Raw genomic sequence first — 19,475 nt, 5'->3', positions numbered from 1 at the left:
ACCGGGGTCGGAGAAGGCAAACCCACCAAGGGCTAGCCATGCGCTGGCGTACTGATAGCGGGATCAATCGCGATGCAGGGCCCGATGTGCAATATCGCGGCGGCAGAACGCGCCTTCGTAGTTGATCGCCGCAACGGCCGCATAGGCGTCTTCACGCGCGGCAGCAATGTCAGCGCCCAGTGCGCACACCGCCAGCACGCGACCACCTGAGGTAACGACGCGGCCAGCCTCATCCAGTCGGGTTCCGGCATGAAAGACCTTCACATTGTCCGGCTGCGGCGTATCGAGTCCGGCAATCGCGTCGCCCAGCCGCACCCGCCCGGGATAACCCCCGGCCGCCATTACCACGCCAATCGCGGGACGCACATCCCAGCGTGCCGAGGTCTGCGCCAGCCGGCCATCCAGTGCCGCATCGATCAGGTCAACCAGATCGGATTTCAGCCGCATCATGATCGGCTGGGTTTCCGGGTCACCAAAGCGCACATTGAATTCAATGACCTTCGGTGCGCCGGCTTTGTCGATCATCAGGCCGGCGTACAGGAAGCCAATGAACGGTGCGCCTTCGGCGGTCATGCCGCGCAGGGTGGGCTCGATCACTTCCTTGAGCACGCGCTGCTCAACTTCGGGCGTGACCACCGGCGCCGGCGAGTACGCGCCCATGCCGCCGGTGTTCGGGCCCAGGTCGTTGTCGTCGCGGCGCTTGTGATCCTGGCTGGAAGCCATTGGCAGGGCGTGCGTGCCATCACTCATCACGATGTAGCTGGCTTCCTCACCGTCGAGGAATTCCTCGATCACCACGCGCGCCGAGGCGTCGCCGAAACTGTGCGCGCCAAGCATGTCGTGCAGCGCCAGTTCGGCATCGGCGAGGGTCAGCGCCACCACCACACCCTTGCCCGCCGCCAGGCCATCGGCCTTGATCACGATTGGCGCGCCCTGCTTGCGCACGTAAGCCAGCGCCGGATTCAGCTCGGTGAAAACCGCGTAGTGCGCGGTGGGAATATTGTGCCGTTGCAGGAAATCCTTGGCGAACGCCTTGGAACCTTCCAACTGGGCGGCCACTGCACGCGGGCCGAAGATGCGCAGGCCAGCGGCGCGAAATTTGTCGACCACGCCAGCGACCAGTGGCACTTCGGGACCCACCACGGTCAGCCCGACTTTCTCGCGCTTGGCCAGTTGCAACAGGCCGTCGATGTCGCCCAGGGCGACGTCCGCATTGCGCACACCCGGTTCACGCGCGGTGCCGGCATTGCCCGGCGCGACGATCACCTCGCCAACCTGCGCCGACTGCCTGAGTTTCCACGCCAGCGCGTGTTCGCGCCCGCCACTGCCGATCACCAGAACCTTCATGCCTGCACTCCCGTGCGCCACCCGACGCAGCGCTGCATTGTAGCGGCTGCGGCGCTGTCGTTCAGCCGCGGGTCTGCAGCAACTCCAGCAAAACCGCACGCGGCAACTTGCCAGTCTCGTTGCGCGGCAACGCGTCAACCAGCTTCAGTGGTCGCGGCAAGAACAGTGGATCAATCGCACGACGCAACCTCTCAAGAATGGCCGCCTCATCCAGTCCGGGCGCAACCACCAACGCCGCAATGCGCTGGACGCCGAGTGCGTCGCCGTCGCCGTGCTGGAACACCACGCCATCGCGTACCCCGGGAATCGCCAGCAGGCGACGGGTGAGGTCCGCCAGCGAAGCACGCTTGCCGGCGATCTCCAGCAGATCGGCATGTCGGCCACACAAGCGGAAACGACGGCCGTCATGCGACAGGCTCACGATGTCGGCCAGCGTGACCGGCGCCTGCAGCTGCGGCGCATCGACGGTGGTGCCATCGGGTTGCGGATGCACAGTCACGCCGTCGTACAGCAACCACTCCTCTTCGATGGCTGGGCGACGACTGGCAAACACGCAGGTCTCGGTGGAACCGAACACTTCGAGCAAGGGCGCGTTGAAACGTTGCTCGGCCATCTGCGCCAGCTCGACCGCCAACGGTGCCGTGGCCGAGATCATCGCTGCCAGCGCCGGCAGCGCAATGCCGGATTCAACCAACGCCCGCAAATGTACCGGCGTGGTCACCAGCACTCGTGGCGCGGGTACGGCGGCCAGCGCCGCAGCCACGTCGGCGGGGAAGAAGGGCCGCCCGGTGTGTACCCCGGCGGGGCCGAGCAAGGGCAGCAGCACCGACATTTCCAGGCCGTACATATGCTGCGGTGGAACCGTGGCAACCAGCTCGAAACGTGTACCAACCTGTGCCTGCAGTCGCAGCACGTTGCCGGCGTTGCTGGCGTGGAGACTGCCCCAGGTTTTGAGGTGCGCGGCGGGCGCGCCGGTCGAGCCCGACGTATAGCCAATGACCACCACCTGATCGGCGGGAATGGACGGCCAGACAATATCCGCCGCTATCGGACGGGATGCGCCCAGCGCGGGCAGTTGCCGATAGCCGGGCGGAGGCGGATCGAGCGGCTGATCACCGAGCGCATAGCAGCCGGGGTTCGCCCTGATCACCTCATCCACCGCCTGTGGCGCACGCGAAGAAGGCAACAGGTTGATCTGTCCACGCAGTACAACGGCACAGAATGCGACCAGGAACGCGTAGCGGTCTTCGCACAAATTCACCGCCGCTGCCGCGCTCGGCAGGCTGGCTGCTACCTCACGGGCATGCTGCAAAAAGTGTGCGGCACTGATCGCTTCGCCGTTGTGCCAGGCCAGGGTGCGTGCTGGATCGGCAGCTACCAGCAAGGGCAACAGCGATGACAGCTCCTGCTGGCGCGGGTCGTGAGCAATGGCCAAACGGTGGTCTCCCTGGTCTTCAACACGTTGCAAACGGCAGCGTGGCGCCATCGGGTGGACGGCAACGTGAACGACATGGCGCGGCACGATCGGCGCCCTCTCTGCCTCGTTCAAGCGCGAATGATAGTGCCAGACAACGCGTCGCGAATCACCGTGGGGCTCAGCTGACCACCCAATGGGGCGTCCAGCAGTCCATCCAGTGCATTTCCGAAATAATCTTCCACTACCTGCGCTGCACGCGCCGAAGGCTGGCCGTGCGGATTCGCGCTGGTTGACACCAGCGCGCCACCGAAAGCCCTGCACAGTGCAGCCGCCGGCTCGTGGGCCGTCACGCGCAACGCGATGCCGGCGTGGAGGCCGGCAACCCAGTCGGGCACCACGGCCGAGCGCGGGAAGATCCAGGTATGTGGCCCCGGCCAGCTGGCACGAACCTGCTGCAACACGGCGTCCGGCACGCCGGCGAGATCAATATAGCGTTCGACCTGGCCGAAGTCCGCGGCGATCAGCAGGACACCTTGTGTCGCCGGACGCTGCTTCAGCGCAAACAGCCGCTCGAACGCCACCCGATCATGGGGATTGCAGCCGAGCCCAAACACCGCCTCGGTCGGGTAGGCCAGTACGCCGCCGTCCTGCAATATCAGCGCGGCGGCATCAAGCTCGGCGAGGGTGAAACGCTGCAGCACTCAACCCTCGGCTTTGCCGCCAGCGGCTTTCTTCGCGGCAGGCTTTTTGGCGGCGGCTGTTTTGCTGGCGGTCTTCTTGGTAGCGGCCTTTTTCGCCGCCGTCTTTTTCGCCGGCGCTTTCTTGGTCGCCGCCTTCTTCACTGCCGTCTTCTTGGCCGGAGCGGCCTTCTTGGCGACCGCCTTCTTGGCCGCCGTCTTCTTGCCGAAGCGCCCGGGTTTGCGCGCGGGCGCAGCAGCCAGCAGCTCAAGGCACTGCGCTTCAGTCAGCTCCTTCGGCTCCTGCTCCTTGGGAATACGCGCATTCTTCTCGCCGTCGGTGATGTAGGCGCCATAGCGACCGTTGAGCACCTGCACGCCGTTGCCGAAATCCAGGATCAGCCGGTTCGCCAGCATCTCCAGCTTCTCGGCCACGATCTGCAAGGCGCGCGGCAGCTCGATGGTGTACGGATCATCCTCGGGCTTCATCGAAGCATAGGTGCTGCCCTGCTTCACAAACGGCCCGAAGCGGCCAATCGCCACGCTGACCTCGTCGCCATTTTCCGCCTGGCCCAGCTTGCGCGGCAGCTTGAACAGTTCCAGCGCATCTGCCAGTTCAATGGTGTGCATGCTCTGGCCCGGACGCAGCGAGGCGAACTGCAATTTCTCCTCGCTGTCCTTGTCGCCGATCGCGGCATACGGCCCGAAGCGCCCCAACCGCACGAACACCGGCTTGCCGCTCTTCGGATCGATGCCCAGCTCGCGCGCTCCGGTAGCCTCGCTGCGGTCAACCGACTCGGCCTTTTCGTCCACCTGCTGCTTGAACGGAATCCAGAAGCGCTCCATCAACGGTACCCACGCCTCTTCACCGCGACTGACCGCGTCCAGCTCATCTTCCAGCTTGGCAGTGAAGTCGTAGTCGACGTACTGCGTGAAGTGCTGGGTCAGGAATTTGCTGACGGCGCGACCGACGTCGCTGGGCTTGAAGCGACGACTGTCGAGGTAGACATACTCGCGGTTCTGCAACACCTGGATGATGCTGGCGTAGGTCGACGGGCGACCGATGCCATGTTCTTCCAGCGCCTTGACCAAGCTGGCTTCGGAGTAGCGCGGCGGCGGTTCGGTGAAGTGCTGGTCGGCGGCAATTTCATGTAGTGGCACCGCCTCGCCTTTTTCCAGTCGTGGCAGGCGACGGCCTTCGTCGTCGTCATCCGCTTTCTTCTGGTCGCTGCCTTCTTCGTAGACTGCCAGAAAGCCAGGATCAATCACGGTGGTGCCACTGGCGCGGAACGAAGCGTCCCCGCCAGCAACATGCGCTACGGCGAACTCCACCGACACGGTGTTCAAGGTGGCGTGGATCATCTGGCAGGCGACCGTACGCTTCCAGATCAATTCGTACAGTTTTCGCTGGTCGTCGCTGAGGAAGGCTGCAATGGATTTCGGCGTATACATCGCCGACGTTGGCCGGATCGCCTCATGCGCTTCCTGCGCGTTCTTCGACTTCGTCTTGTACACCTGCGGCGCGTCTGGCAGCGCATGACCGCCGAAGTCACGGGTGATCAGCTGGCGCAGCTCGGCCATGGCGTCGTCACCAAGCATGGTCGAGTCGGTACGCATGTAGGTAATCAGGCCGACGCTGCCCTCGCTGCCCAGCACCACGCCCTCGTACAGACCCTGCGCCACCTTCATAGTGCGGCTGGTGGTGAAGCCGAGCTTGCGCGCCGCCTCCTGCTGCAGGGTGGACGTAGTGAATGGTGCGGCAGGGCGGCGCTTGCGCTCTTTGGAGCTGACTTCGCTGACCATGAGCTGGCCGCGCGTCGCTGCCTTCAGTGCTTCGCGTGCGGCGTGCGCATCGGCCTCATTGGTAAGGTCGAACTGCTCGAACTTCTTGCCGTTGAGTCGCGACAGGCGCGCGGTAAAATCGCCATCGACGTGCTGCAGCTGCGCCTCGATGGTCCAGTATTCGCGGGCCTTGAATGCCTCGATCTCTTCCTCGCGCTCGACGATCATGCGCAACGCAGGCGACTGCACGCGGCCGGCAGACAAGCCGCGTTGCACCTTGCGCCACAGCACCGGCGACAGGTTGAAGCCGACCAGATAGTCCAGCGCACGGCGCGCCTGCTGCGCATTGACCAGATCGTGCGACAACTGCCGAGGTGCCGCCACCGCGGCCTTGATCGCTTTTGGCGTGATCTCCGAGAAGACCACCCGGTGCAGATGTTTGCCCTTGGTCAGCCCACGCTCGTTGAGAATCTCGCTGATATGCCAGCTGATCGCCTCGCCTTCGCGATCCAAGTCGGTCGCGAGATAGATGTCATCAGCGAGTTTGGCCGCCTTGGCAATCGCCTCAACGTGTTTTTCGTTGCGTTCGATGACTTCATAGGCCATGGCAAAACCATGCTCGGTGTCGACCGCACCCTCTTTTGGCCTCAAGTCACGCACGTGACCGTAGGAGGCGAGAACCTGAAAGTCCTTGCCGAGGTATTTGTTGATCGTCTTGGCCTTGGCCGGTGATTCGACGATGAGCAGGTTTTTTGCCATGAAGCTGAATATCCGAAAGTGAACCACCGGCGCTTCCGTGCCGGACATATATATAGTTGAAACCACGCGCCGCCGGCTGCTGTCAAGCCCGGTCGCGTGGCGGGCCGACTCTACCGATCGGGTAGACGCTGGTAGCGGTTGCCCGCCAGGCTCTCTACCCGGGCGTCCAGCTCCAGCATCAAGAGCATCGACGAAAGTACGCTGGCTGACTGCCCGGTACGCTGCACAAGTTCGTCCAACGTCGCCGGAGCGTGGCCAAGTTCCGTCAAAAGCAGTCGATATTCTGGATCGTTGTGCGCGAGTGAGAGGCCGCATTCCGAGCCTTTGGCGGCCTCCGAAAAGGCCTCTCCACTGACCTCAGCGGAACTGAGCCGAGCAGCCAATTCACCGCCAAGCATGCACGCTGCGGGCGCCAATGTCTCGATAATTTCCGCCGCAGTCTCTACCAGGCGCGCGCCGTCACGGATCAGTCGGTGGCAGCCACGAGCCAATGGATCGTGGATGGATCCGGGCAGGGCGAATACTTCACGCCCCTGTTCAGCGGCCAGACGCGCTGTAATCAGCGAGCCGGAATTCAGGCCCGCTTCGATCACCAGGGTACCCAGCGACAGGCCGGAAATGATCCGGTTACGCCGCGGAAAATGGTCCGGACGAGCTGCCGTGCCGGGCGGGAATTCACTGACCATCGCGCCTTCGGCCGCTATGCGTCGGGCCAGCGCGTGGTGCTTGCGTGGGTAGACCCGATCCGGTCCGGTGCCGATAACGGCCAGTGTCTTTGCACCCGCGTCGAGCGCGGCCAGATGGGCCGCCCCATCAATACCGTCGGCCATGCCACTGGTGATGGCAAACCCCGCATCGGCCAGCGCCATCGCAAACGCCCTTGCATGCGCCCGACCGCTGCTGCTGGCGGCACGCGCGCCAACCACAGCCACCTGTGGATACAGCAGCAGGCTGCTGTCGCCGACAACAAACAATGCCGCTGGCGGCTGCGGAATGTTTTCCAGCAATGGCGGAAAATCCGCTTCCGTGCAGCGCAGCAGGCAATGGCCAGGCTCGGCCAGCCACGCAAGATCCGCGTCCAGCTGCCCCTGGTCGGGATGCGCCAGCCAAGCCTGCGCAGGCGCCTCCAGCGATGCCGCATGCCGTCGCAGCTGCTCAAGTGCCGTCTGGATGTCACCATTCGCTGCATCCAGGCGCGCACGCAGACCACCCGGCCCGAAGTTCGGTGTCCGCAAGGCAATCAGCCACGCGCGCAGCTCTTCCAGATCATCCATGGTCATGTGAGCAGTGTACGAAGCAGCGGGCAAAGAAAACGGCGCGGTGATGACCGCGCCGTCGTGTAGGCAAATGCCGTTGTGCCTTATTGCGGCGTGGTCAACTTGGCGCCAATGCTGATCGGGCGCAGGCTGTCCATGACCAGGCCGTAGCTGACTCGGTCAAAGGTGCGGAACACCATGACATGACCGAGATATTCGTCGGGCAGTTTGACCTTCTCGCCAAAGCTGCGGCGCATGCTGTTGCTGGCCACGTCGTCGTGGATCGTTTCGCCTGGCTGGAACACCGCAAAGGTGCTGCCGTTGTCGATGCCATCGCGCGAACCCACTGACAGCATCACCACCTGCTGCGGACCGGCCGCAACCATCGCATCGGCAAGACCAATCACCTTGGCGTTGTTCGGGATCGACTTGGCTGCATGCGGGTAGTAGTACGCGTCGTACGGCGCGTCGTCGATCGGCATGACGCGGTCGCCACTGCGGATCTCCTTGGTCGCGTCCAACAGCAGCAAGGTTGCCGGATCACCCGTGCGCAGCGTCTCGGCGGTGCCGATCACGCTGACTTCGACACCCAGGTCGTCGCCCTTGCCGTAGTGGCCGTCGTTGCGGGAGTTTTCACTCCACGGCGCATTGACCATCGCCGCATTGCTGTCCATGTCGTGGGCAACGATGCCGTTCTCGGCGTCCTTCGGGTCACCCTGCTCGAAACCACGAAACACGTGGGTCGGCCGCACGATGGCCCAGCGCTGGCCAGCGTCACCCTGCAAACCGCGAACGTAAAGGTTCTGGCCAACAGCGCCACGCAGACGGGATTCTTCGAGACCCACCACGTAAGGCGCCGAACTGACCGCATTTGAATCCATCACCCGCATGTCCTTGAGGAACATTTTCAGTTCGGACAGGGGGATCGCCGGGATCGCATCGCCTTCGCGACGGACACTCGGCTGCAGACCAAGGTGCGGGCCATTGATGAATGACAGGTTGAGCACGTCACCCGGATAGATCAGATGCGGGTTGCGCACCTGCGGGTTGGCCTGCCAGATCTCCGGCCACAGCCATGGCTTGGCCAGGAACTTGGCAGAAATGGCCCATAACGTGTCGCCACGACGGACGGTGTAGCTGTCGGGGTGGTCGGCACGAAGCTGAGCTCCCGCTGCATAGACCGCCACAGTGACCAGCATACCGGCCAGCAACACGATAATTTTCTTGATCATTGGTGGGAATCCCCCTTCCCCAGATGCTCGGTCGAGTGTAACCGAATGGTTAACGCGCGCAACAGGTGCCAGTTGGCAAAAATCGTCTGCGCTCGGATGCTTGCCGACGTACAATGAGACACATTCTAGATGGCTCCGAGGGTGATTTTTACCAAATCGCCCGCATTTTCGGTGCCGAGGTGAGATTCCATGTCCCTGTTATCCATTCTTGAGTTCCCCGATCCGCGCCTGCGCACCCGTGCCGAGCCGGTGACCGTGTTCGACGCGAAGCTGAAGCAGTTCGTGGCCGACCTGTATGAAACCATGTATGCCGCCAATGGCGTCGGCCTGGCCGCTACCCAGGTGAACGTGCACCAGCGCGTGCTGGTGGCCGACATGAGCGACGAACGCAATGAGCCGCTGGTGTTGATCAACGCCCGCATCCTCGAGAAGGATGGTTCGCAGGTTTATCAGGAAGGCTGCCTGTCCTTTCCCGGCCTGTATGCCGACGTGACGCGCGCGCTGGCCGTGAAGGTGCAGGCGCAGGATGCCGACGGCAAGGAAGTCATCATCGAGGTTGAAGGTCCGCTGGCGGTATGTATCCAGCACGAGATGGATCATCTGGAGGGCAAGGTGTTCGTCGACTACCTGTCGCCATTGAAGCGCGCGCTGTTGCTGAAGCGCCTGGAAAAACACCGCAAGCAGGCGGTTGGTGCTTGAACGGCACTGCTCTGGCTGAACCGGGCTTGCGCATCCTCTTCGCCGGCACGCCCGAATTCTCCGTGCCCTGCCTGGAGGCCTGCCGCGCCAGTGGCGCCGAGGTGGTGGCCGTCTACACCCAACCCGACCGTCCGGCAGGACGCGGCCGCAGGCTGACCCCCAGTCCGGTCAAGCAAGCCGCGCTGGATGCCGGCATCACCGTCGAGCAACCGGAGTCGCTGAAATCCAGCGAAGTGCAGCAGGCGCTGGCCGCGTATCAACCCGATCTGCTGGTCGTGGTTGCCTACGGCCTGATCCTGCCGCGCAAGGTGTTGGCAATTCCGCAACTCGGCTGCTGGAACGTGCACGCCAGCCTGCTGCCACGCTGGCGCGGCGCCGCGCCGATCCAGCGCGCGATTCTGGCTGGCGACAGCGAGAGCGGCGTCGACCTGATGCAAATGGAAGCCGGCCTGGATACCGGCCCGGTGATGCTGCAACGGCGAACGCCCATCCATGGCGAAGACACCGGTGGCTCGCTGCACGACCGCCTGTCACAACTTGGCGCCGACGTGCTGGCTCAAGGCCTGCGCCGCACACTGGCCGGCGAGACACTGTCGGCGTCGCCGCAATCCGAAGATGGCGTGACCTACGCGCACAAGCTGGACAAGGCTGAAGCGAAGCTCGACTTCAGCCGTCCAGCGATGGCGCTGGAGTTGCAGGTACGCGCCTTCGATCCGTGGCCGGTAGCCGAGGGCGAAATCGCCGGCGAGACCTTGCGGATATGGGCAGCCAAGGCAATCGCCCAGGATCACCACGGGCAACCCGGCGACGTGCTGAGCGCCGGGCGCCATGGCATCGACCTGGCCTGTGGCTCCGGCGTGTTGCGCATCAACGCGGTACAGCGTGCTGGCGGCAAGCGCATCAGTGCGGTCGACTATCTCAACGCACGACCCGAATTGCGGCGGGCACCATGAAAACCGACACGCGCGCCCTGGCGGCCCGGGGCCTTGCCGAAATCGCGATGCGCGGCGCCTCACTGCGCGAAGTCATGCAGCGTGACGCGCCGAAGCTGGCCGATCCGCGCGATCGCGCGCTGCTGATGGCACTGCTCAGTGAAGGTGCGCGCTGGTGGTTGCGCTTCGACGCCGCGGTCGACGGCTTGCTGGAAAAGTCGCTCCGGCACAAGGACCCGGCCGTGCATGCCCTGTTGGTGCTCGGCATGGTCCAGCTGGAAATTCTGGAACTGCAGGATTACGCCGCCGTGGCCGCCACGGTCGAAGCCGTGCGCGCGCTGAAGCGCCCGCAACTGGCCGGCCTGGTCAACGCCGTGCTGCGCCGCTGGCAGCGCGAACGCGAAACTCTGTTGACTCAACTCGACGCCAAAGCACAAACCCGCCATTCGCACCCCCAATGGCTGGCCAATGCCTTGCAGCGTGACTGGCCCGAGCAAGCCGAAGCAGTGATGGCCGCCGATAACGGCGAGCCGCCGCTGATGCTGCGGGTCAATCGCCAGCGCAGCGAGCGCAATGCGCTGATCGAACAGTTGAATGCTGCCGGTTACGCCGCCTTGCCGCATCCGTGGCTGGCCGATGCGCTGGTCCTGCCACACAGCGCCGACGTCACCCGCATGCCCGGCTTTGAAGACGGCTGGTTCGCGGTGCAGGATGGCGCCGCCCAGGTCGCCGCCGATCTGGCGGAGCTGCACGACGGCTTGCGCGTACTGGATGCCTGCGCCGCGCCAGGCGGCAAAGCGTGTCACCTGCTCGAGCGCGCCAACATCGACCTGACCGCGCTGGAATTCGACGCACCACGCGCCGAGCGCATCCGTGAAAACCTGATGCGGTTGCGCCTGAATGCCAAGGTGGTTATCGGTGACGCCGGTGCCCCGGCGGGCTGGTGGAAAGGCCAGCCGTTCGATCGCATCCTGATTGACGCACCGTGTTCGGCCACCGGCGTTCTGCGCCGCCGACCTGACGTGCGCCTGCACCGACGCGAAAGCGACATTTCCAACATGCACGCACAGCAGCGACGCATCCTCTCCGCGCTGTGGCCGCTGCTGGCACCGGGTGGACGACTGATTTACATCACCTGCTCGGTGCTGCGCGCGGAAAACGAGGTCATCGTGGACGAGCTGCTGGCCAGCCAGGCCGACGCTGAAGCCGTGACGTTCAAGCTGCCAGCGGGACAGCCTGCCGCGGTCGGCTGGCAGATCCTGCCCGGCGACGGCGACCTTGATGGCATGTATTACGCCGTGCTGGCGAAGCGGATTCACGGATGAACCCAGCGCGTCCACCCCCCACGCCACTGCTGTTTTCACAAACGAAAAGTGGCGCTGGATTCCTGCTCTCCGATTAGGTTCAGCTCAGCTGTGATGAGCTAGCTTTTGCTCATGTTGAAAAAGCCGTGGGGGAGTCGTGTCGGCGCTACCTCACTCGCATGAAAAAGGACGCCCCATGCAAGCAACACTGAATTCATGGAAGGGCTGGACCCTGTCGATTCTGGTCGCCTTGGTACCACTGTCGGTTTCGATCGACATACGCCTCAAGGCACTCCCGGCAGCAGCCCTTTTTCTTGCCGGCCTGGCGAGCATCGCGCGTTTTCGTCAGGTACGTGACAGTTATCGCAGCGCGTCGTCCGTCGTGTGGGCAATCCTGGCGATGACACTCTTCATGATCATCAACGCCACCCTGCACCACAGTGGCTGGCGACCGCTGGATAGCCCCGCCCATCTGCTGCTGTATCTGGTCGCGGCAGCTGCGTTCGCCCTACCCTTGCGAATGTCCCTGGTCTGGGCAGGCTTCAGCCTGACCGCGGCGACGCTTGGCCTGATTTGTGTGATTCAGTTCAGCGTGCTGGATATCGACCGTCCGTATGGTTTGAATGGCGGCGCGTCCGCTTCGATTGCGCTGGCCACGGTACTGCTCGGATTGAGTCTGCTGGCGATGTCGCAGTTGTTCCACAGCATGGCTTGCACGGCGGAAAAAATACTGCATGCAACAGCGGTATTGCTGAGCTTGTTCGGAGCCTTGCTGACACAAAGCCGCGGCCCCTTGCTGGCGTTCCTCCCGATGGCGGTGTTTTTGCTGTTCTTGCAGAGCTGGCGCACGGGCCGCTGGCGCCGCTCCCTGCTTATGGTTGGCGGGTTTTGTTGCCTTGCCTGTGTCACCGCCTTCGTTCTGCATGGAAGCTTGCTTGCCCGCTTCGAGTCGATCCGTCCGGAAGTGGCTACGTTCGAGCACCACGACCAGACCCCGGGTGCCGTGCGCGAGCGATTGGCCATGTGGCGCACTGCCAGCCACGCCTTCGTCGAACACCCGCTGACGGGCATCGGGCCAAACCAGTTCGAAGAATATGCGCGCACCGAGATCCAGGCTGGCCGCAGCAGCCCGATCATTGCGGGCTACAACCAGCCGCACAATCAATACCTGCAGGCAGCGTCCAGCGGCGGCATTCCGGGTGTTCTGGTGCTGTTGCTGGTTTTCCTGGTGCCACTACGCTACTTCGCACGACACGTGCGCGACAGCGACGACGGCGTGGGATTGCCTGCCGCTGCCGGCATGGCCGTGATTGGTCTTTACGTACTATGCGCCTTGACCGATAGCGTGTTCTATCGGGTGATGCCGCAATCCTTCTATTTTTTCACCATCAGCGGCCTCGCCTTGCTGATCGCGCGGCGCTTGAACATGCGCACGGACCGACCTGAAAACGCTCATTGGGGGAGAGCACATGGCGGTCGACTCGCCCTGCCGAACGGCACGCCTCCCGTGATCGAGCAAAAGCAGACCGACTAGAATCGACGCGTCCGGACGGACCAACAACCAGCCACTGGCATTGCACTGCGCTATGGATGTCTCATGTCGAAACCGCGTCATTACCTGTTTTTCGTGGAACAGTCCTATGCCTTTGAAATCCTGCGGCCGCTGCAACAGGCTGCAAGGGCACGTGGTGCGGAGGTGGCCTGGTTCCTGAATGGGTTGTCGGTCGACTCACTCCAGCAGGACGAGCGCCAGTTGCGCTCCGTGGGCGAGGTGCAGGCCTTCCAGCCCGACGCGGTGTTTGCTCCGGGCAATGAAGTGCCGTTGTCGTTTCCCGGCCTGAAAGTGCAGGTGTTCCACGGTTTTGGTATCGAGAAAAAGGGCCACTTCCGCATCCGCGGGATGTTCGATCTGTTTTGCACGTTCGGCCCGTTGACCACTGATCCCTTCCTGCGACTGGCCGAGCAGCACGGATGGTTCAAGGTGGTCGAAACCGGTTGGCCGAAGATGGACACCTTGTTCAACTTTCCAGTCGCCGCGACCACCGATGAGCGCAAGCACATTCTCTACGCGCCAACGTTCAGTCCATCGATGACCTCGGCACCCGCGCTGGCCGAAGCGATCGCCGGCATCGTGGCTCGACGGGACTGGCACTGGACGGTGAAGTTCCATCCCAAGATGGCCAGTGAATTCGCCGCGCCGATCCGGGCGATCCACGGAAAGAACTTCGAGATCTCGTCAAGCACGGCATTGTTGCCGCTGCTGCACCAGGCTGACGTGATGCTCACCGATACCTCGTCGGCCGCCGCAGAATTCATGCTGCTGGGCAAACCGGTCGTCGCCTTCCGCAACCGCATGCCGGGGCCGCATCTGGTCAACGTCGATACGCCGGAGGAGCTCGAGCGCGCGTTGCGGGATGTGCTGGAGGGACGAGATCCCTCGCGGCAGGCGCGCGACCATTACGCCGAGCAGATGCATCCCTACCGCGACGGCCGTTCGAGTGAGCGGGTGCTCGACGCCGTCGAAGCCATGCTGGTCGAAGGGCGGACTGGCTTGCGGCGCAAGCCGTGGAGTCTGTTGCGGCGCTTCAAGTACTGGCGCGAATTGCCCCGGTAGACGCACCAGACCATGTAGGCTCTGCGTCGATGTTCAGGCCGGTTATTGCGCGGCATCCAAAGGCAAAACGATGAACAAAGTGGTACTCACCTATGGCACGTTCGATCTGTTCCACATCGGTCATCTGAATCTTCTGCAGCGGCTGAAAGATCTGGGTGACTACCTGCTGGTGGGCGTGTCCACTGACGAATTCAACGCCAGCAAAGGCAAGCAGACCGTGGTTCGCTTCGAGGACCGGCTGCGCATCGTGCAAAACATCAAGTGCGTGGATCTGGCCATTCCGGAAACCCACTGGGAGCAGAAGCGCGGCGACATCGAAAAGCATGATGTGTCGATCTTCGGCATGGGCAACGACTGGTCTGGCAAGTTTGACGCGCTGCGCGATTGTTGCGAGGTCGTCTATCTGCCCCGCACCGACGACGTGTCCAGCACCAGCATGAAGAAGCTGTTGAGCGTGCTGGACAAGACCCATATCGACGAATTGAAGCAGGCGTTGGGCATCCTTTCCACAATCATTGACCGCTTCGACTAGCAAGCCAGGCCCGTGCACCCACACCGCTTTCCCGCGAGCAACGAAATTCAGCATCACCAGGTGGATACATGCCAAAACTTCCGTTGAGCCTCGTGGTCATGACCCACAACGAAGCTGCCAGCATTGCTCGTTGCCTGGACAGCGTGCCGTTTGCCGCCGAGAAACTGGTAATCGATTGCGGCAGCACCGACGGCACCGACGAGATTGCCATGCGGCACGGCGCGCGCGTGGTGCAGCAGGACTGGCTGGGTTTCGGCCCGCAACGCAATTTCGGCACCACCCAATGCCAGCATGACTGGGTGCTGGCGCTGGATGCCGACGAATACCTTTCGCCGGAGTTGATCAGCGAGATGGAGCGGCGACTTCCCGAGGTCATGGCCTCGGACACCGCCGTGGTCACCTTGCGCCGACGCACCCTGTACATGGGCGCACCGATGCGCTGGTATCGCCCGATGGTGGGCGAGAAATTGAATCGGCTATACCACCGCGAGCGGGCGCGCTGGCGTGATGTGCGGGTGCACGAATCGCTGACCTGGAATGGCCCGCAAGCGCTGCTGCAGTCACCGTTCGAACATGTGAACAACCCGACCCTGGTGCACAAGGGACTCAAGGTCTTGCGCTATGCCGAACTGAAGGCACGCGACTGGCACCAGCACAAACGTTCGCCACGGATGTGGGATTGCCCACTGGTGTTCGCCAGCAGCTTCATCAAGGACTACGTGTTCCGTCTGGCCGCGCTGGATGGCTGGCGTGGCTTCGTGGTCGCCCAGACGAATGCCGCGTATGCGGTTTACAAACGCATGCGTTACTACGAGATGTGCCGTAATCCCGAATCCATGGAGCTCGCTGCCGGCAAGCTGACGCAACACGAACTGGATCGCTGAGCGCGTTACCGCCGCATCGTTACTGGTTGCCGGACTGATCCGCAGGGTGGGCGGCAGCCGCTAGAATGGCCTCGTCGCCTCCACACCAAGAGTCCTCCGTGCCGCTATCGCGCATCAACAGTCGCTTCGAACACCTGCGTGGGCTGTGGCCATGGCTGCCGCTATGGGCCGTGGTGGCTTTGCTGGCGATCTTCTCGCATGGACCGATGCCGCTGTACTCCACCCGCACGCTGGCGGTGGCGTGGGACATGTGGTGCCACGGGCACTGGCTGGTGCCACACATCAATGGCGAACCGTACAGCGAGAAGGCACCGTTGCTGTTCTGGATGATCCAGGCGGGCTGGTGGGCTTTCGGCGTCAGCGACGTCTGGCCGCGCGTACTCGAGGTGCTGTTTGGTGGCACCCAGCTGGTGTTGATCTCGCTGCTCGCGCGGCGTCTGTTCCCCGATCGGCCGTGGATGGCCAAGGCGGCGGCGTGGATGCTGCTGGCGTTCGGCTTCGCCTTCCTGTTCGGCCTGCAGATCATGTACGACGTACTGCTGGCGACGTGGGTGCTGGCCGCGCTGTTGTGCCTGACGCCGAAACCGCAGCGGGCCGAACCGCGCTGGCTGCTGTTCGGCCTGTGCATCGGCTTCGGCCTGCTGACCAAAGGTCCGGTGATGTTGCTGCACATCGTGTTCCCGTGGCTGCTCGGTCCGCTGTGGAATGACTGGGCCAGGCTGCATCGCGGTCGCTGGTACGGCCGCGGTGTGCTGGCGGTGTTGCTCGGCGGTGCCATGCTGCTGGCATGGGCGCTGCCGGCCGGATTCGCCGGGGGTGAGGCATACCGGCAACGACTGTTCTTCACCCAGACCGCTGGCCGGGTGGTCGACAAACTGGCCGAGGGCAAGAACCTGCAGAACCACGCGGAGCCGTTCTGGTTCTACCTGCTGTGGCTGCCGGGCATGCTGTTTCCGTTCACCGGCTGGCCACGCATGTGGGTTGCCGTAGCCAGCCTGCGCCGGCCGCTGGAATCCGGTCTGCGCTTCGCGCTGTGCTGGCTGCTGCCGACCTTCATCGTGCTCTCGCTGATCAGCGGCAAACAGCCCTACTATCCGTTGCCGGAACTGGGCGGCATGGCACTGCTGATGGCCGCCGCAATCGCCCTGCTGCGCGAGCGCCAGCCGCTGCTGGCCAGCAACAGCTGGCTGGGCACGTGGCCACTGGCAGCAGGCAGCTTCGTGGCCGCGGTGGCGCTGTTCGTGCTGCCGCAACTGGCGGCGAGCCAGCACTTTCATGGTGCCTTGGGCGCCTGGTTGGCAGTCGCTGCACCCTATAGTCGCTATTTCAGCGTGGTGTTCCTGCTGCTGGGTGCGCTGGTGCTGCTGCGTGGTCGCGGTGAACTGCGCCGACTGGCCGTGGCTGGCCTGATCGGCGTGCTGGCGATCAATACGCTGATCACGCTGACCATCTGGCCGCGCTACGACGTACGTCCGACGTCGCAGTTGCTCGGCGCCGCCGACCAGGCGGGTCGGGCGATTGCCTTCCTCGGCAATTACGAGGGCCAGTTCCATTTTGAAGGTCGGCTGACGCGACCCATCAAGGAACTGTTCGGCAATCCGGTCGTGCAGGACCAGGAGATCCTGGCCTTTTCCCGCGCCCACCCCGATGGCCTGATCGTACGGCGCGTGGACCAGACCGACGCCAATGCACTGCGCTACGCACTGCTGGTGCAGCCGTTCCGTTCGTCCTGGCTGGAAGTGTGGCCTGCCGTTGCACTGGCCGACCTGCGTAGCGGGCAAACCCCACCCGAGCCCGCGCAACCCACCCGCGTCTACCCGGCCGACGGTCGGCGCACACAATCCCAGCCATGAGCAACGCGCAGCTCGCCAACTTGCGCAAGCAATGTGGCGGCCCACGCGACGGCGCGCTGCTGCGCTTTTCCCTGGGCAGCGCCCTGCTCACCGAAGGCGAGCACGCCGCTGCGATCGAAGAACTGCGCAAGGCTACCGAGTTCGACCCAACGTACTCGGCCGCCTGGAAGCTGCTGGGCAAAGCCTGCCAGGCCAGCGGCGATGACGGCGCAGCGGCAGCGGCCTGGCATAGCGGCATCGCTGCGGCAGCGCAGCGCGGCGACAAACAGGCCGAAAAGGAAATGACCGTTTTTCTGCGTCGTCTGTCGTAGACCCACGACTCAACATCAAGCATTGGCAAACCGTAGGGCGGGCAGTGCCCGCCGCTCTTCCGAGCCCATCGCATCGCAGCGTACCGAAAAGCCGACGGACGGTTCCCGCCGAACGAAACCGCCCTGGCCCGCTTGCCGGTGATGCTGCTCCGGCACGTCCCACGTTTGCGGTTTCGCCCTACGACCCTGCTCCATCGTAGGGATTGACCAGGCCCACCGCGGAATAACGCCGGTATTGCCACTGATACTGCGTGAACGCCAGCTCCACACAATTCTGCACTCCCTGATTGAGCGCACGACAGGCAACCGCCGGGTCGGCATCGGCAATCCCGGTGGGTGCCGGCAGCAGATGGATGCGAAACCCGGCGCCGTTCGGCAAACGCTCGGCAAACGCGTACAGCACGGTGGCCCCCGTTCGTGCCGCCAGTCGCGGCAGCAACACCATGGTCAAGGCATTGCGGCCGTAGAACGGTGCGAACTCGCCTTCGCCAGCGCGCGGCTTTTGATCCGGCAGAATGCCTACCGTGGCGCCCGCTGCCAGCCGCTTGTACAAGGTGCGCACGCCCGCGCCATCGGCACGCACTTGTTCCGGCGCCAGCGCCCCCCGCACTTTGCGCAGCAACCCCTCGATCGCCGCGATGCGTGGTGGCCGGTAAAGAATTGCCATCGGCGTCTTGCGACACAGCCAGTAATTCAACAGCTCCCAGCAACCCAGGTGCGGCGCGGCGATGATCACGCCCTTGCCTGCCGCCAGCGCGGCATCAAACAATGGCTCGCCGCGAACCTCGCGCACCAGCGTCAGCGCGGACTCCGCGCCACCACCCCAGATCTTGATGATCTCGCTAGCCGATTTGCCGTTCTCGGCCATCGCCTGACGCAGCAGGCTGGCCTGCTCGGCGTCGGTCAACAGCGGTCGTGCAATACGCAGATTGGTCGCCGTGATGCGCACCCTGCGACCACGCAGCCGACATCGCAACCGCCCAAAACCGGCGCCGATGCGATGCAGCATGCCCAGAGGCAGCAGCGCGAGGAGACGCAGCACGAGGTAGATCAGATACATGTCGATACGCATGCGCGCAGTGTACGGGAGCACCCGCGCATCTTTCACCGTTCGCGGCGGCACCGTAAGCTAGGCGTGTGGGCGGCAGAAACGCAAGCGGCTGCGGCATCGCGATTTTGGCCAGCTTTTCCGCTCTTTTTCGTTAAATAGCGAAGGCTATGCGCCTCACATGATCGAAAAACCAGACTCAAATCCTCCCTGCCTCGCACGCGTGGTTTCTACCGCCCACACTCCCAGGCGCTCCTTCCTCCGCACGCCATCATGATTGCCCTGATCCAGCGCGTTCTGTCCGCCAGCGTCCGCGTCGATGACGACGTGGTCGGCGCGATTGGCCCCGGTCTGCTGGCACTGGTGGCCGTGCAGCCGGATGACGGCGAAGCGCAATCCAGACGCATGCTGGAACGCTTGCTTGGCTACCGTGTATTTGCCGACGAGAACGGCAAGATGAATCGTTCGCTGAGCGACACCGGCGGCGGCCTGCTGCTGGTCAGCCAGTTCACCCTCGCCGCCGACACCCGCTCCGGCATGCGCCCCAGCTTCACCCGCGCCGCGCCGCCCGAACATGGCCGACGCTGGTTTGACCACCTGCTGGCAGCGGCACGCGCCGCGCATCCGGGGGTGGAAACCGGGCGCTTCGGTGCCCATATGGTGGTGCAACTGGTGAACGATGGCCCGGTCACTTTCTGGCTCGACACCGGCTAAGTCACCGGCGTCCGGCGCGAACACGCTTGATGCCAGCAGATACTCGGCAACTACGCGATTTGGCGCGATTTTTGCGTACCGAATTGCATCCTTACTCTTACTTGAAACTGGTTA

The 19,475-nt window shown here is 63.7% G+C and carries 17 protein-coding genes; 10 read left to right on the top strand and 7 right to left on the bottom strand.

Annotated elements, in window-relative coordinates; all coding sequences use genetic code 11:
- Positions 1 to 63: 63 nt before the first annotated feature.
- From purD to PY254_RS03470, 6 genes are all read right to left on the bottom strand, one after another.
- Complete coding sequence (gene purD / locus PY254_RS03495) at positions 64 to 1,347, bottom strand: phosphoribosylamine--glycine ligase (protein ID WP_281014088.1); 1,284 nt, start codon at positions 1,345 to 1,347, stop codon at positions 64 to 66.
- Positions 1,348 to 1,408: 61 nt separating this feature from the next.
- The gene (locus tag PY254_RS03490) at positions 1,409 to 2,782 is read right to left on the bottom strand and encodes an AMP-binding protein (protein WP_281014087.1); all 1,374 of its coding nucleotides are present in this window, start codon (positions 2,780 to 2,782) and stop codon (positions 1,409 to 1,411) included.
- A 110-nt stretch (positions 2,783 to 2,892) separates the two neighbouring features.
- A complete protein-coding gene (locus PY254_RS03485) occupies positions 2,893 to 3,465 on the bottom strand; it encodes an L-threonylcarbamoyladenylate synthase type 1 TsaC (protein WP_281014086.1) in 573 nt (190 codons plus the stop codon).
- Positions 3,466 to 5,982 (bottom strand): DNA topoisomerase I, encoded by a 2,517-nt coding sequence (locus tag PY254_RS03480; protein ID WP_281014084.1) that lies wholly within the window; start codon positions 5,980 to 5,982, stop codon positions 3,466 to 3,468.
- Between the two features lie 110 nt (positions 5,983 to 6,092).
- The gene (gene dprA / locus PY254_RS03475) at positions 6,093 to 7,262 is read right to left on the bottom strand and encodes a DNA-processing protein DprA (protein ID WP_281014083.1); all 1,170 of its coding nucleotides are present in this window, start codon (positions 7,260 to 7,262) and stop codon (positions 6,093 to 6,095) included.
- Between the two features lie 80 nt (positions 7,263 to 7,342).
- Positions 7,343 to 8,470, bottom strand: a complete 1,128-nt coding sequence (locus tag PY254_RS03470; protein ID WP_281014081.1) for a LysM peptidoglycan-binding domain-containing protein — start codon at positions 8,468 to 8,470, stop codon at positions 7,343 to 7,345.
- A gap of 189 nt (positions 8,471 to 8,659) precedes the next feature.
- On the opposite strand from PY254_RS03470, the gene def reads away from it, so the two are divergent.
- From def to PY254_RS03425, 9 genes are all read left to right on the top strand, one after another.
- Positions 8,660 to 9,169: a peptide deformylase gene (gene def / locus PY254_RS03465; protein WP_281014080.1), complete on the top strand. Its 510-nt coding sequence runs from the start codon at positions 8,660 to 8,662 to the stop codon at positions 9,167 to 9,169.
- Between the two features lie 11 nt (positions 9,170 to 9,180).
- Positions 9,181 to 10,122 (top strand): methionyl-tRNA formyltransferase, encoded by a 942-nt coding sequence (fmt, locus tag PY254_RS03460; protein WP_281015146.1) that lies wholly within the window; start codon positions 9,181 to 9,183, stop codon positions 10,120 to 10,122.
- The gene (gene rsmB, locus PY254_RS03455) at positions 10,119 to 11,426 is read left to right on the top strand and encodes a 16S rRNA (cytosine(967)-C(5))-methyltransferase RsmB (RefSeq protein WP_281014079.1); all 1,308 of its coding nucleotides are present in this window, start codon (positions 10,119 to 10,121) and stop codon (positions 11,424 to 11,426) included. Before fmt ends, rsmB begins: the two co-directional genes overlap by 4 nt.
- A 175-nt stretch (positions 11,427 to 11,601) precedes the next feature.
- Positions 11,602 to 12,939, top strand: a complete 1,338-nt coding sequence (locus tag PY254_RS03450) for an O-antigen ligase family protein (protein ID WP_281014078.1) — start codon at positions 11,602 to 11,604, stop codon at positions 12,937 to 12,939.
- A gap of 63 nt (positions 12,940 to 13,002) precedes the next feature.
- On the top strand, positions 13,003 to 14,019 hold the full coding sequence (locus PY254_RS03445; protein WP_281014077.1) for a CDP-glycerol glycerophosphotransferase family protein: 1,017 nt from the start codon (positions 13,003 to 13,005) through the stop codon (positions 14,017 to 14,019).
- 70 nt (positions 14,020 to 14,089) lie between these two features.
- Complete coding sequence (locus tag PY254_RS03440) at positions 14,090 to 14,551, top strand: adenylyltransferase/cytidyltransferase family protein (protein WP_281014076.1); 462 nt, start codon at positions 14,090 to 14,092, stop codon at positions 14,549 to 14,551.
- A gap of 68 nt (positions 14,552 to 14,619) precedes the next feature.
- Positions 14,620 to 15,435 carry a glycosyltransferase family 2 protein gene (locus PY254_RS03435; protein WP_281014075.1) on the top strand — a complete coding sequence of 272 codons (816 nt, stop codon included), beginning with the start codon at positions 14,620 to 14,622 and terminating at the stop codon, positions 15,433 to 15,435.
- Positions 15,436 to 15,641: 206 nt separating this feature from the next.
- Entirely contained in the window at positions 15,642 to 17,288 is a 1,647-nt protein-coding gene (locus PY254_RS03430; protein WP_281015145.1) for an ArnT family glycosyltransferase, read from the top strand.
- The gene (locus PY254_RS03425; RefSeq protein ID WP_281014074.1) at positions 17,285 to 17,599 is read left to right on the top strand and encodes a tetratricopeptide repeat protein; all 315 of its coding nucleotides are present in this window, start codon (positions 17,285 to 17,287) and stop codon (positions 17,597 to 17,599) included. The genes PY254_RS03430 and PY254_RS03425 overlap by 4 nt, the downstream gene beginning before the upstream one ends.
- A 178-nt stretch (positions 17,600 to 17,777) precedes the next feature.
- Here the strand turns inward: PY254_RS03425 and PY254_RS03420 are convergent, their stop codons facing one another.
- Positions 17,778 to 18,671 (bottom strand): LpxL/LpxP family acyltransferase, encoded by an 894-nt coding sequence (locus PY254_RS03420; RefSeq protein WP_281015144.1) that lies wholly within the window; start codon positions 18,669 to 18,671, stop codon positions 17,778 to 17,780.
- A gap of 249 nt (positions 18,672 to 18,920) precedes the next feature.
- Between PY254_RS03420 and dtd the strand changes: the two genes are divergently transcribed.
- Complete coding sequence (gene dtd, locus PY254_RS03415) at positions 18,921 to 19,361, top strand: D-aminoacyl-tRNA deacylase (protein WP_281014073.1); 441 nt, start codon at positions 18,921 to 18,923, stop codon at positions 19,359 to 19,361.
- The last annotated feature ends 114 nt before the right edge of the window (positions 19,362 to 19,475 follow it).

Origin of the sequence: Rhodanobacter sp. AS-Z3 (assembly GCF_029224025.1) — a bacterium.
In the GTDB taxonomy this organism is placed as follows: Bacteria; Pseudomonadota; Gammaproteobacteria; order Xanthomonadales; family Rhodanobacteraceae; genus Rhodanobacter.
Note: the sequence above shows the minus strand (reverse complement) of the source record. Positions and strands in the feature narration are given on the sequence as shown.